10 protein-coding genes are annotated in these 12833 nt (G+C 66.3%); 2 read left to right on the top strand and 8 right to left on the bottom strand.

The features are described 5' to 3' along the window. Positions 1–2510 (bottom strand): Tn3 family transposase (locus AX703_RS07615; protein ID WP_062343497.1); only part of this gene is annotated, 2510 nt, incomplete at its 3' end. Positions 2511–2635: 125 nt separating this feature from the next. Here AX703_RS07615 and AX703_RS07610 point away from each other — a divergent pair. Continuing rightward, a complete protein-coding gene (locus AX703_RS07610) occupies positions 2636–3256 on the top strand; it encodes a recombinase family protein (RefSeq protein WP_008832583.1) in 621 nt (206 codons plus the stop codon). Then, positions 3253–3783 carry a GNAT family N-acetyltransferase gene (locus tag AX703_RS07605; RefSeq protein WP_007686150.1) on the top strand — a complete coding sequence of 177 codons (531 nt, stop codon included), beginning with the start codon at positions 3253–3255 and terminating at the stop codon, positions 3781–3783. Before AX703_RS07610 ends, AX703_RS07605 begins: the two co-directional genes overlap by 4 nt. A 66-nt stretch (positions 3784–3849) precedes the next feature. On the opposite strand, the gene AX703_RS07600 is transcribed toward AX703_RS07605, so the two are convergent. From AX703_RS07600 to AX703_RS07570, 7 genes are all read right to left on the bottom strand, one after another. Then, positions 3850–5145, bottom strand: coding sequence for a hypothetical protein (locus AX703_RS07600; protein ID WP_021247421.1), 1296 nt, complete (start codon positions 5143–5145; stop codon positions 3850–3852). Between the two features lie 248 nt (positions 5146–5393). Further along, the gene (locus tag AX703_RS07595) at positions 5394–5783 is read right to left on the bottom strand and encodes a copper-binding protein (protein WP_021245555.1); all 390 of its coding nucleotides are present in this window, start codon (positions 5781–5783) and stop codon (positions 5394–5396) included. Between the two features lie 11 nt (positions 5784–5794). Then, complete coding sequence (locus AX703_RS07590; RefSeq protein WP_025549154.1) at positions 5795–8938, bottom strand: efflux RND transporter permease subunit; 3144 nt, start codon at positions 8936–8938, stop codon at positions 5795–5797. Next, positions 8935–10425: an efflux RND transporter periplasmic adaptor subunit gene (locus tag AX703_RS07585; protein ID WP_021243085.1), complete on the bottom strand. Its 1491-nt coding sequence runs from the start codon at positions 10423–10425 to the stop codon at positions 8935–8937. The genes AX703_RS07590 and AX703_RS07585 overlap by 4 nt, the downstream gene beginning before the upstream one ends. After that, positions 10422–11684 (bottom strand): TolC family protein, encoded by a 1263-nt coding sequence (locus AX703_RS07580; RefSeq protein ID WP_013039107.1) that lies wholly within the window; start codon positions 11682–11684, stop codon positions 10422–10424. Before AX703_RS07580 ends, AX703_RS07585 begins: the two co-directional genes overlap by 4 nt. A gap of 63 nt (positions 11685–11747) precedes the next feature. Further along, positions 11748–12005 carry a hypothetical protein gene (locus tag AX703_RS07575; protein ID WP_007683334.1) on the bottom strand — a complete coding sequence of 86 codons (258 nt, stop codon included), beginning with the start codon at positions 12003–12005 and terminating at the stop codon, positions 11748–11750. Between the two features lie 77 nt (positions 12006–12082). Next, the gene (locus AX703_RS07570) at positions 12083–12445 is read right to left on the bottom strand and encodes a hypothetical protein (RefSeq protein ID WP_007406428.1); all 363 of its coding nucleotides are present in this window, start codon (positions 12443–12445) and stop codon (positions 12083–12085) included. Positions 12446–12833: the final 388 nt, after the last annotated feature.

Genomic DNA, 12833 nt, shown 5'->3' with positions numbered 1-12833 from the left:
GCCAGCTCATTCTGGCGCGGGTAAGAGGCGAGCTTGCGAAGAATCTGGCTGGGGGCGACGATCCCCGCTGCGATCGTCGCCATGATGCGCAGGATGTCGGGCCAGTTGCGCTCGATGAGCGGTTCATTGATCTTACCTCCGACCAGCGCTCGCACATTGGCCGGCGTCGCGTTGGGCGCGAAGGCATAGAGTCTTTTCTGAGGGAGATCGCGGATACGGGGGGCGAACCTGTAGCCGAGCAAGGCGCAGGCGGCGAACACATGATCGGTGAAGCCGCCCGTGTCGGCAAAATGCTGGCGAACGCGGCGGCCCGCGTCATTCATGAGCAGCCCGTCCAGGATATAGGGAGCCTCGCTGACCGTTGCCGGGATCACCTGGGTTGCGAACGGCGCATATTGATCGGACACATGGCTGTATCCCTTGAGGCCCGGGACGTTGCCATATTTCGCGTTGATCAGATTCATCGCCTCGCCCTGCTCGTTAGCAAGGAAGAACTGCCCGTCGCTGGATGCCGATTGCCCTTGTCCCCAGAAGGCGGCCATGGGCAGGGCGGCGTGGGCCTCCACGATCATGGCGAGCGCCCGATCATAGGCGCTGCCTTCGACATGCCAGCGCGCGATCCGCAGCAATTCCCAGAAGCTGTGCGTGTTGGTCGCCGCCGCCATCTTGCGCAAACCGAGATTGACGCCTTCCGCCAGCAACACGTTCATCAGGCCGATCCGGTCGCTGCAGGGCGCGCCGGTGCGCAGATGCGTGAACGCCTCGGAAAATCCGGTTCGCTCATCGACTTCCAGCAACAGATCGGTGATCCTCGCGGGCGGGAGCTGTTGATAGAGATCGAGCACGAGATCCTCGGCCCCTTCGGGCGTGTCGGCCCTCAGCTTGTCGATGTGCAGCTTGCCGTTCTCGATGATGCCGCCTGGGATCGTGCCGGTTCGCGCCGCGCGGCCAAACTCCTTCAGCCGTGTATCCAGTCGAGCCCTGCGCTCGGCCAGCCATTCGCCGGGTCGCAGCGGCACGGCGAGCCGCGCGGTCTGCTCTATCGCCTGTGGCGGGACCAGAAGCTGCTTGAGGTCGCCATAGCGGCGCGATCCCGCCAACCATATGTCACCGGACCGGAAGGCGTCGCGGATGTGGAACAGCACCGCGATTTCCCAAAGCCGGTGGTCGCCGCTGGGCTCAGCGCGAAGATGACGATGCCATTTCGAGTTGGGACGTAGAAAATCCACCGGCGGATCGACCTTGATCCCGTTACGCAGCATCGCAACGGCCGCCAGAAGAGGCGTGGCGATCGGCGCCGCCTGCATGTCGAGCAGGCGCAGCATCCTGGGCGCGTAGAGGCGGAAACGGTGATAGCCGTCCAGCACACGGCTGAGCGGGTCGGCCGCGAGCACGTTGGTCAGCGCGGAGGCCGTGGCGACAAGGGTTCTGAACCGTTCCCAGCCAGGCCCGGTGGCGATTATCCCGTCCAGGGCCGTGCCATCGTCCTGCGCTCCAAGCAAAGCACCACCGATTTCGGCAAAGGACTTCAGCGTGTCCCGAACGGCCGCCTTTTCGTCGGCGATCCTGGTGTTGCAAAGGCGTTCGGAGGCCCGATAGAGACGGCCTACGATGCGATCGTGGGTCTCCACGATGACATCGGCCAGCGATGACCGCCATTCCAGGGTGCAGACAGCGAGGATCGCAAGCCGCCTGTCTTCGGGCAGATCACGCATGCCGTCGGCGTAATAGCGCTCGCCCTGCCGGCGAAGCCGGGTCACACGATGCGCCGGCACGCCGTCCAGCAAATCCGCCGGAAGATCGAACCTTTGAAGATATTCCAGTCGATCCATCAGCCGGTTAGCGGCTGCTGAATTTGCGCCAACCTCGAACTGTCGCAGCCATACGAAGCGCGTGACGCGACCATCCACCGTATCCTCCAACAGGTGAGCCAAATTCTCGCTCAGGGTTGGCGTGATGCGATGGGCGATAAGATCCTCGATCCGGCGCTCGGCCTCAACCAGCGCATCGGCGCAAAGGCGCTCGATCGTCGAGGAGCCGGGAAGGATCGTGCGGGTGCGGCGACACTCCGCAACGAAGCGACGGGCAAGATCCTCATTCGATGTCGCCGCCTCGGCTTCCCGAGCGATCCATTCGCGCAAATCCCGTGCGCCCCGCCCCGAAAAGGAGCGATAGCCGTAGATTCGGCGAAGGTCCGCCAGATGCTCGTGCCGGGTCTCCTCGCGCGCGGCATAGAGGAGTAGATCGTCGCTGGTCAGGCCGAGCTGGGCCGCGATGAAATCCGATACCTGCGCCGGGATCAACTCGCCAGGAGCGAGCACCCGGCCCGGGTAGCGCAGGACGCACAGTTGCAGCGCGAAGCCAAAACGATTGTGGGCGCGCCGGCGCTGGCGGATATGCCCGAGATCCTCATCGCTGAGGGTATAGTGCCGCAGCAGCTCACCTTGATCGACCGGCAAGTGAAGCAGCGCCTCGCGCTGTCGATCGGTCAGGGTCACGCGACGCGGCATACATGCTCCTTATTCTTTCCGAGCTACGGTTTGAGATAGCTTGATTGAGATGCTGGTTAAGATACACAATAGCCCAATCTTATGTGCTCATGTTCGTCACCGCCTCAAACCTTCGTTTGTGATCCATGCTGATCGGCTACGCCCGCGTGTCCAAAGCCGACGGCTCGCAGTCGCTCGACCTGCAGCACGATGCCCTTCGCGCTGCCGGTGTCGAGCCAGGCAATATCTATGATGATCGTGCATCCGGTAGCCGTGATGATCGCCCCGGTCTTGCCGCCTGCCTGAAATCGTTGCGCGACGGCGATGTCCTCATCGTTTGGAAGCTCGACCGGCTCGGCCGAACGCTCACCCACCTGGTCAGCACGGTGCAGAATCTGTCGGATCGCGGTATCGGTCTGCGGGTGCTCACCGGCAAGGGCGCGCAGATCGACACCACGACGCCATCGGGCCGGATGGTGTTCGGCATTTTTGCCACACTGGCGGAGTTTGAGCGGGATATGATCCGCGAGCGCACCATGGCTGGCCTGGCCGCTGCCCGCGCGCGGGGACGCAAGGGTGGCCGCAAGTTCGCCCTCTCCAAGGCCCAGGTGCGGCTCGCTCAGGCTGCTATGGCCCAACGCGACACGTCCGTTTCCGACCTCTGCAAGGAACTCGGGATCGAGCGCGTCACTCTCTACCGCTATGTCGGTCCCAACGGGGAACTCCGGGATTACGGTCAGCGCGTGCTTGCTGCCAAAACGCGATGATGATGACGGGAGCCCCGATCAAACTTACCCAAGCGGACGCCGCAGACGTTGCAGACCTGTACAACCGTTGCAGCGACTATTTCCTGTTGCAGGACGGGGCCGCGCCCACGCTGGACGATGCTCGCGAGCTTTTCTCCGATGTGCCGCCCGAAAAGAGCGCCCACAATCAAGCTGTCCTGGGATGGAAGGGGCCTGGCGGCCTATATGCAATCGCGGCCATCCTCCGCGATTATCCGCGTGATGGCACATGGTATCTCGGCTTCATGATCGTAGATGCCGCACAGCGTGGTCGTGGCGTCGGACGCTCAATTTACTCGACGGTCGAAAGCTGGGCCGCTGCGAGAGGTGCCACAGAGATTCGGTTGGCCGTGCTGGAAGCGAATGAAGCGGCAGAGCGATTTTGGCGTTCTCTCGGCTTCATTGAGTATCGGCGCGTTGGGCCAGACACCTTCAAAATGCGTAGCCATCGCCGGATAGAACTGAGCCGTCGCCTTTCTGGCGCGACCGTAGAAGGCAGCAACAAGTAAGATCTCGCGCCGGCTATCTGGGCGAGCTTGGCGTAGGATTCCGCCCCCTCCCGCAAACGCCCCCTTTCAGGGAAGGGGGCTTGAGATCGCCTTGATGGCCTTCAATCCCGTTCCAAAACGAGCGATCGCGTCCCTGTTTCTCTCCAGCTCGCCATAGGGCAGATAGGCGAAGTCGAGATCGGCAATACGGCTGAAAGCCGGGCGACGGAGTTGCGCGCGAACGTCCTGCTCGCGCGCATTCGGTGCGACCAGGAATAGCCCGGCGGCAGCGTGCAGATCGCTCCCCGACAGCGCCAGATCGAGCATGCGCACGATCCCCGAGTAGATCGAGGTCGAATGTTCAACCTCGAACGCGGCGGCGACGCCGTCGCCACCCTTCGCCAGCCACAACACGTCGATGAGGCGGATCGAGTCCGCTCCGGGAGAGGTCGCAATGGCGTCTGGAAGGCGCTCGAGGCATCCCTGTCCAAGCGGGCAGCCAGCGTGAAGTCGACCGCGGTCATTGGCGGCGATCCACACATCGTAACCGAGGGCATGGCCGAGGTCGCGCAGCCAGGCCTGGATTTCGGCGTGCGTGCGATCGGTTTCGCCCTGCGCGGCGGCTGTCTTGTCGAGCCGGCTTGCCTCCGCTCTGGCATGTTCCAATCTGCCGAGCCAGTCGTCGGCCGCCGTTGCGTCATCCTCCAGCGGTGGCGCGGGATAGCGGCCCGAGCCAATGTCGAACAACAGTCCGCCGATCGCGCCGAGATCGTTGGAGAGCAACTCGCGGTAACGGTCGTTGAGGTCGAGGATGCCGGCGCGCATGGCGAGAAAATGATCCCATGAGCCAAGCTTCACCTTGGCGCCGGTGACGGCGTTGTAGCCCTTGACGATCGCGGTATTGAAGGGCGGCACCAGCGTCGGGTGAAGGAAATAGAGCAGGTTGGCCGCCGCCGGACCCAGCCCCTTGATCTTGAGCGCATCTATGCTGCGGATGTGGCTGATGATCTCCTCGGCGGTGTCGCAGCACGAGCAATTGTCGAGCAGGCGACCGAACGCCCGCTGATTGTCCGGGCTTTCGTAAATGTCGGGAATGCGCAGCTTGGGCTTCCACAGCCAGGCATGGTCGGCGCCCTTGAAGATCTGCCGCTGTTCGGCGATCGAGTGGACAACCGTTTCCAGTGACGAGCCGCGATAGGCGACGCCGAACCGCCCACTTTCGATTTCCACGACCACCTGCTGCAGCCCCCGACGGATGGAGCGGAAGTTTTTCAGGCGTTCGTCCCAAAGAAACCAGGAGCGATAGGTGGCGCCCGGATCGTCTCGCCAACGACGGACAAGCTCGCTCAAGAGATCATGATGTGTCGTGGGTAACAAGGTCATACTGGCTCGGTCATCCTGAACTGGCTCCTTGCCGCTCAGGCTATCGCGGGCAAGGGCGGCTTGCACGTTCAATGTGCGATCCGCGAAGCTTGCTCAAACTGCCTGTGATCGCGCAGGGAAACGCGGCTGGCGTTGGGCGTTGCCGATCGCATCCGTAGACCGGGCGCACGGCCAGGCAGACGGCCGGCAGGGGCGTCGCCGCCCCGGAGCGGCGACGCAACCAGCTTCTTTTGGTCGAACTTAGCGGATCATTGCTTTGTGATCGCGGTGACCTCGCCATCGCTGCCCTTGAGCGAGAGGTCGAAATCGACCTTGTCGCCGACCTTGACCGCATCGGTGATCGCGGGCGCCGCCTTGAACGCCATCGTCATCGCCGGCCACTTGGCTTCGGGGATCGGGCCGTGGTTGAGCGTGATCGTGCCCGCCGTCTTGTCGATCGCGGTGACGGTGCCATGGCCCTTGGCCTTGATTGCGGCGTTCGCGTCGGGCGCCATCGACATGTTGCCCATGTCGCCGCTCATGGTCGCGGCAGGCGCCGCCTGGTTGGTTTCGGTTGTAACCGGGGTCTCGCCCTTCTTGCCGCACGCGGCGGTCAGGACGGCAAGGCCGAGGGCGAGGGTCAGTCGTGCATGTCTCATAATCGTCTCCTTCATGATGAAGCGGGTTGATGGATGGGGTCGGTCTTCGGCCGGCGCAGCAGCAGATAGGCGGCGGGCAGGACGAACATCGACAGCAGCGGCGCGCTCAGCATGCCGCCGATCATCGGCGCCGCGATCCGGCTCATCACCTCCGAGCCCGCGCCCGATCCCAGCAGGATCGGCAGCAGGCCGGCGAGGATCACCGCGACCGTCATCGCCTTGGGCCGGACGCGCAGCAGCGCGCCTTCGCGCACCGCGGCCTTCACCTCGGCGGCGTCCGGATTAGCCGTGCGCTCGGCCAGCGCATTCTTGAGATAGATCAGCATCACCACCCCGAACTCGGCGGAGACGCCGGCTAGCGCGATGAACCCGACCCCGGTCGCGACTGACTGGTTGAACCCGAGCAGATAGAGCGTCCAGATGCCGCCGGTCAGCGCGAACGGCAGCGTGCCCATGATCAATGCCGCCTCGTCGAAGCGGCCGAAGATGAGGTACAGCAGCACGAAGATGATCAGCAGCGTCGCGGGCACGACCAGCTTCAAGCGGTCGACCGCGCGCTCGAGATATTCGAACTGGCCCGAATAGGCGATGCTGACCCCCGGCGAGAGCCGAACCTGTCTCGCCACCGCGCGTTGCAGATCGCCAACCACCGAGGCGAGATCGCGCCCGCGCACATCGACATAGACCCAGGTCGAGGGCCGGGCATTCTCGGTCTTGAGCATCGGCGGCCCTTCGGCGATCGTGACATTGGCGACCGTGCCGAGGGTGATCTGCTGGCCCGCGGGCGTCAGGATCGGTAGCCCCCGCAGCCCGTCGAGGCTGTCGCGCAATTCGCGCGGATAGCGCACGCTGATCGGATAGCGGGCGAGGCCCTCGACCGTCTCGCCGATCGTCTCGCCGCCGATCGCGCCCGAGACGATGGCCTGCACGTCGGCGATGTTGAGTCCGAACCGCGCAGCGGCGGCGCGGTCGATGTCGACATCGACATAGCGTCCGCCGGTCAGCCGCTCGGCGAGCGCCGAGCTGACGCCCGGCACGGTCCTGGCCACGGTCTCGACATCATGGGCGATGCGGTCGAGCTCGGCGAGATCACTGCCCGACACCTTGACCCCGATCGGGCTCTTGATGCCCGTCGCGAGCATGTCGATGCGGTTGCGGATCGGCGGCACCCAGATATTGGCGAGCCCCGGAAGCCTCACCCGGCGATCGAGCTCGTCGATCAGCTTCTCGGGCGTCATGCCTGGTCGCCACTGGTCGCGGGGCTTGAACTGGATCGTCGTCTCGAACATCTCGAGCGGGGCGGGGTCGGTCGCGGTCTCGGCACGCCCCGCCTTGCCGAACACGCTTTCGACCTCGGGCACCGTCCTGATCAGCCGGTCGGTCTGCTGGAGCAGTTCGCTCGCCTTGGCGGCCGAGAGACCGGGCAGGGCCGAGGGCATGTAGAGCAGGTCGCCCTCGTCGAGGTTGGGCATGAATTCGCCGCCGAGCCGGCTGAGCGGCCAGGCCGTGGTCGCGAACACCAAAGCCGCGATCAGCAGCACGGTCTTGGGCCGCTTCATCGTCCAGTCGATCGCAGGCCGGTAGAGATCGGTCAGCCAGCGATTGACCGGATTGGCCTGCTCAGGCGGGATCCGCCCCCGGATCAGCCAGCCCATCAGGATCGGCACCAATGTCACCGACAGGATCGCGGCGGCGGCCATCGCATAGGTCTTGGTGAAGGCGAGCGGCGCGAACAGCCGGCCCTCCTGCGCCTCCAGTGTAAACACCGGGATGAACGACAGCGTGATGATCAGCAGGCTGAAGAACAGCGCCGGCCCGACCTCGGCCGCCGCCTCGGTGACGAGGATCCAGCGCGTCTCGCCGTCGAGATGCGTGCCCGGATGGTCCTGCTCCCAGCGCTCGATCTTCTTGTGGGCGTTCTCGATCATGACCACGGCCGCATCGACCATGGCACCGATCGCGATGGCGATGCCGCCGAGCGACATGATGTTGGCGTTGACGCCCTGGTAGCGCATCACGACGAAGGCGGCGAGCACGCCCAAGGGAAGGGTGAGGATCGCGACGAGCGCCGAGCGGACATGCCAGAGGAAGAGCGCACAGACCAGGGCCACGACGACGAACTCCTCGACCAGCTTGTGGGTGAGGTTCTCGACAGCACGGTCGATCAGCTGCGAGCGGTCATAGACCGTCACCACCTCGACGCCCGGCGGCAGGCTCCTCTTGAGGTCCGCGAGCTTGTCCTTGACCGCCGCGATCGTCTCCCGCGCATTCTTGCCCGAGCGCAGGATCACGACCCCGCCTGCGACCTCGCCTTCACCGTTCAGCTCGGCGATGCCGCGCCGCATCTCGGGGCCGATCTGGATCGTGGCGACGTCGCCGAGGCGGATCGGCACGCCGCCGGCCGCCGTCTTCAGCGGGATCGCGCGGAAATCGTCGAGCGTCTTCAGATAGCCTGAGGCGCGCACCATATATTCGGCTTCGGCCAGCTCGAGCACCGACCCGCCCGCTTCTTGATTGGCCTGCCGGATCGCCTCGACCGCCTGGGCGTGGGTCACCCCGTAGGCCGCGAGCTTCACCGGATCGAGCAGTATCTGATACTGCTTGACCATGCCGCCGATGCTGGCGACCTCGGCGACGCCGGTCACGGTCTTGAGCTCATAGCGCAGGAACCAGTCCTGCAGACCGCGCAGCTGCGACAGGTCATGCCGGCCGGTGCGGTCGACCAGCGCATATTCATAGACCCAGCCAACCCCGGTCGCGTCGGGCCCGAGCGCGCTGCGCGCGCTCGCCGGCAGGCGCCCCTGCACCTGGTTCAGATATTCGAGCACGCGGCTGCGCGCCCAATAGAGATCGGTGCCGTCCTCGAAGATCACATAGACGAAGCTGTCGCCGAAGAAGGAATAGCCGCGCACCGTCTTGGCGCCTGGCACCGACAGCATGGTGGTGGTGAGCGGATAGGTGACCTGGTTTTCGACGATCTGCGGCGCCTGACCCGGGTAGCTGGTACGAATGACGACCTGCACGTCGGACAGATCGGGGAGGGCGTCGATCGGGGTGGATCGTACCGCCCAGAGGCCCGCGCCGACCAGCGCCAGCATGCCGATCAGAACGAAGAAGCGGTTCTTGACCGACCAGCGGATGAGATGGGCGATCATCGGCCCGCCACCTTCGCCATACGCCGCAGCGTCGGTCCCGCCGGGGGCCGGTCGAACCCGAACCGAACCCGGTCGCCCGCCTTGAAGCCGCGCGCGATGCCCGGATCGGCGAGCGCGAAGGTCATCGTCATCGCGGGCCAGTCGAGCGCGGGGACCGGTTCGTGGCTGAGCGTCACCGCATTGGCCGTGAGCCGCTCGATCTTGCCCGTCGTCTCGTACAGCGTGGCTTTCGACCTCGGCGCGGCGATGGTCGCCGATGCCGCACCGCCGCCGATCGGCCGCGCCTCGATTCCCGACAGGCTCGCCTCGGAGTCGATCAGGAACTGCCCCGAGGCGACGACTTTCTCGCCGGGCGACAGGCCGGCAAGGATCTCGGTTTCACCGCCCGCCTCGCGGCCGATGCGGACCTCGGCGGGATGATAGCGCCCGTCGCCTGCGGCGAGCATGACGAGCGTGCGCTTGCCCGTGCGGATCACCGCCTCGCTCGGCACCAGCAGCGCCGGCTTGGCATCGCCGCCAAGCACGACGCTGGCGAACATGCCCGGCCGTAACCGCCCGTCCCGGTTGGGCAGCTCGATCCGCACGGTGAGCGTGCGGCTGTCGGCCTGCGTCGTCGGCAGGATCGCGATCACCCGGCCGGCGAAGCGCTCGCCGGGGAAGCTCGCCAGCGTGGCGCTGGCATTCTGGCCGACCCGGACATCGCCCGCGCGCGCTTCGGGCACCGCGGCATTGAGCCAGACGGTGCCGAGCCCGCTTACCTGGGCGAGCGTCTGGCCCATGGCGAGCGTCACGCCGGCACGGGCGTCGAGCGTCTGGATCGTGCCCGAGATCGGCGTCGTGATGGTCACCACGCCGTTCGGCCGACCGCTCCGCTCGACGCTGGCGATGAGGCCGTCTGACATGCCCATCAGCCGCAGCCGCTGGCGCGCGGCCGCGGTGAGATCGGGCTTGCCGAGCCGCCTGACGCTCAGATATTCGGTCTGCGCGCCGCCCCATTCGGGCAGGAGCAGGTCCGCGATCGGCGCGCCGGCGCGGACCACGTCCCCGGGCGCTCGCGCATAGACGCGGCTCACGAACCCGCCCGAACGCGCCTGGATGACGGCGACGTCGCGCTGGTTGAAGTCGATCGTGCCGGTGACCTCGAGGGCCGAGGCAAGGCTGCCCATCTTCGCCGCGACGACCCGCAATCCCAGGCTCTGCCGCGCGGCGGGATCGACGGCGACCGTGGGGGCCGCGCCGGCGCTTCCTCCGTCCGCGTATCGCGGCACGAGCTGCATATCCATGAAGGGCGACTTGCCGGGCTTGTCGAACTTCTGGTTGGGGAACATCGGATCGTACCAGTAAAGGACTTTGCCTGCCCCGGCGGGCGTGGTCGCCTCCGATTGCGGTGCCTGGCGATGGCCAGCCCAATAGCCTGTGCCGCCGGCCAGCAGCGCGACAGCCAGGATCGATGCGCCCCAGCGCAGCGCGGATTTATCGAGCGTCATGGCCGCTCCTCCCCGTAGGTGATAGTGATGCGGACCGCGTCGCGCGCGACGTCGGCTTCGCGGTTGAGCGCCTCGACCTCGGCCTCCGCGAGCCCGAGCGTCGTGAGCAGCGCGGCGCCAAGGTCGAGCTTGCCGGCGCCATAGCTGTCGCGGTCGAGCTCGGCGCGGTGCCTGGCGAGTGGCACCAGCGTCTCGCGGGCATTGCGCAACCGGGAGAGATGCATGGCATGGTCTGCGAGATCGGCGTCGAGCTGCGCCACCAGCTCGCGGCGGATCGCCTCGCGGTCGAACCGACCCCCTTGCGCAAGGCTCTCGCTTGCAGCGATCCTGGGGTTCTGGCGCTTGCCGGCGAACAGCGGCAGGTCGATCGACACGCCGACCGAGGCCATGTCGCCGTACATGGGATCGCGCCGGCCATAGGTGACGCCGACCTTCCAGTCGGGGCGCTTGTCGGCGCGCGCGAGACGCACGTCCGCTTCGGCGACTGCGATCCGCGCGTCCTGCGCGCGCAGGGCGGGAAGCGCATCGATCCCGGCCCGCAGCCGGATCGGATCGACATCGAGCATCGGCGGGTCGCCCGTCGCCTGCGGGTCGGGGTCGCCGGTATAGCGCGCGAGCCGGGCCCGCGCCTGCGCCACCACCGCAGCCATCTCGGCGCGGCGATCGGCGATGGCGGCGCGGAGCTGGTCGGGCTCGAGCGCCTGGCTCGGGCGCGCGCTGCCCGACGCCAGGCGTGCGGTCACGGTCTTCTGCAGGTCGTCGAGGCTGGCATCGAGCAGGTCGAGCTGCCGGAGCCGGCGTTCTCCATAATAGAGATCGACCCAGGCGAGGGCGGTCTCGAGCCGCACGTTGCGGCCTTCGACCAGCTCGCCCGCCTCGGCGATACCGATATCGGCCGCGGCGCGCGCGGCGCGTGCATGGCGCTTGGCGAGATTGGGGAAGGTCTGGCTGAACCCGATCGTCGCCATGGTGAAATCGTCGCGCGTGAAGCTGCCGGCATTGGGGCCGCTCACCGGGAAGTTCTGCAGGCCCAGGTCGAGCGTCGGATCGGGCAGGCGATCGGCCGCGACCGCCGAAGAGCGGGCGCCGGCTGTCGCCGCCGCGCGCGCCTTGAGGCTTGGCGCGTTGGCGGCAGCGAGCCTCACTGCCTGCTCGTAGGTGAGCGGGCCGGCCGACACCGGCACGGCCCAGGCGCTCGCAAGCGTCGCACCGATAGAGAGCAACAGGCGTCGCACAGCGCGCCTCGGCATCATGATCATGGATATCATCCCCTCATGACAGAGGCGGCGCGCCAAGATGTGACGCGCCGCTCCGGAGCGGGTTTAGCCCTTGTCCGACCTGACTGCGCCGCGCATGCAGTCGGCGGCGCTTGCCTGCATCATCGCGCAATCGCAGCTGGCCATGTCCCGGCTGTCGGGCACCCATATGCGGACACGCGCAGGGCCAGTCGCCCGCGGACCATATTGCGGCGCCGACCGCCATTCCCAATGGCCTTGCGGCGTGCGGCTCGCGTCGGTTGCAAGCGCAGGCGCGGCGAGACTGAGGGCCGCCACAAGGGCGGCCGGAAGCAGTTTGATCATCACGAAAACCTTTGACTGAAAAGAAGGAAACCGGGCGCGCACGCATCGATCGATGCGCGCAGCCCGTGCTCGTTCAATCAGGCAAGGCTGGTGGGAGGATCCGGCTCGGGCGCAACCGCCTTGCCGGTCAATATCGTGTCGGTCGTCCAGAAGCTGGGCGCGTCGTAGAGACGCGCAGGCGCAACGCCGCCTGCCAGGTCCGCTGCGACCAGCGGGATCACGCACCCCATCGCGGCGATGCAATCGAGCGTCAGGCCCTTGCAGGGCTTTTCGCTGGGCGCAGGCTGCTGCTTGGCCATCATCGCCATGCAGTCCGCATCCATGCCCTTGGCCAGCGGCGCGCCTGCCGCCTGCGGCACGCTGTGCGCGGCCGCCATCTGGGCTCCGAAGAGACCGGACAGCGCTCCGATGACGAGCAGGAGGGCGAGCAGGCGTTTCACGGGCCTCGATATCTAGCGGGTTTCGCGGGCGCAGCCAACCAAAGTCTCGCGCCGCGCGGATTTTGAAGTGCTGACGGCTGATTCCGTCAACTCCGCGTCAATAAAGATCCGGCCCGGGGAAGAAGATCGGCTGCGGCCTCTACGTATATCGAGGCTGGACCCGGGACCGTAGTCCCAAGCCTGAAGAGACGCTCTTCCCCTCGGCAAAGTCCGGGCGGTGGCTTACCATCCAAGGAGGTGAATATGGTCAGAAAAACTCTCATGGTCGCGCTTGCCGGCATTTCGATGCTTGCTGCCGTCCCCGCTATGGCCCAGGGCATCGGGCACAGCCTGTTCATGCGCGGCTCGATCGTCGACACGGGCAGCAACGGCACGGTCGTCTGCATCG

The organism is Novosphingobium sp. CCH12-A3 (assembly GCF_001556015.1).
GTDB classification, from domain to species: Bacteria; Pseudomonadota; Alphaproteobacteria; order Sphingomonadales; family Sphingomonadaceae; genus Novosphingobium; species Novosphingobium subterraneum.
The sequence above is the reverse complement of the archived record's forward strand: the minus strand, read 5'-3'. Positions and strand labels throughout refer to the sequence as shown.

What these genes read in the sequence shown, in the direction of transcription:
- AX703_RS07580 (WP_013039107.1), bottom strand. Translation starts at nt 11,684, where the DNA reads ATGATCATGATGCCGAGGCGCGCTGTGCGACGCCTGTTGCTCTCTATC.
- AX703_RS07600 (WP_021247421.1), bottom strand. Translation starts at nt 5,145, where the DNA reads ATGACCTTGTTACCCACGACACATCATGATCTCTTGAGCGAGCTTGTC.
- AX703_RS07595 (WP_021245555.1), bottom strand. Translation starts at nt 5,783, where the DNA reads ATGAGACATGCACGACTGACCCTCGCCCTCGGCCTTGCCGTCCTGACC.
- AX703_RS07575 (WP_007683334.1), bottom strand. Translation starts at nt 12,005, where the DNA reads ATGATCAAACTGCTTCCGGCCGCCCTTGTGGCGGCCCTCAGTCTCGCC.
- AX703_RS07590 (WP_025549154.1), bottom strand. Translation starts at nt 8,938, where the DNA reads ATGATCGCCCATCTCATCCGCTGGTCGGTCAAGAACCGCTTCTTCGTT.
- AX703_RS07605 (WP_007686150.1), top strand. Translation starts at nt 3,253, where the DNA reads ATGATGATGACGGGAGCCCCGATCAAACTTACCCAAGCGGACGCCGCA.
- AX703_RS07610 (WP_008832583.1), top strand. Translation starts at nt 2,636, where the DNA reads ATGCTGATCGGCTACGCCCGCGTGTCCAAAGCCGACGGCTCGCAGTCG.
- AX703_RS07585 (WP_021243085.1), bottom strand. Translation starts at nt 10,425, where the DNA reads ATGACGCTCGATAAATCCGCGCTGCGCTGGGGCGCATCGATCCTGGCT.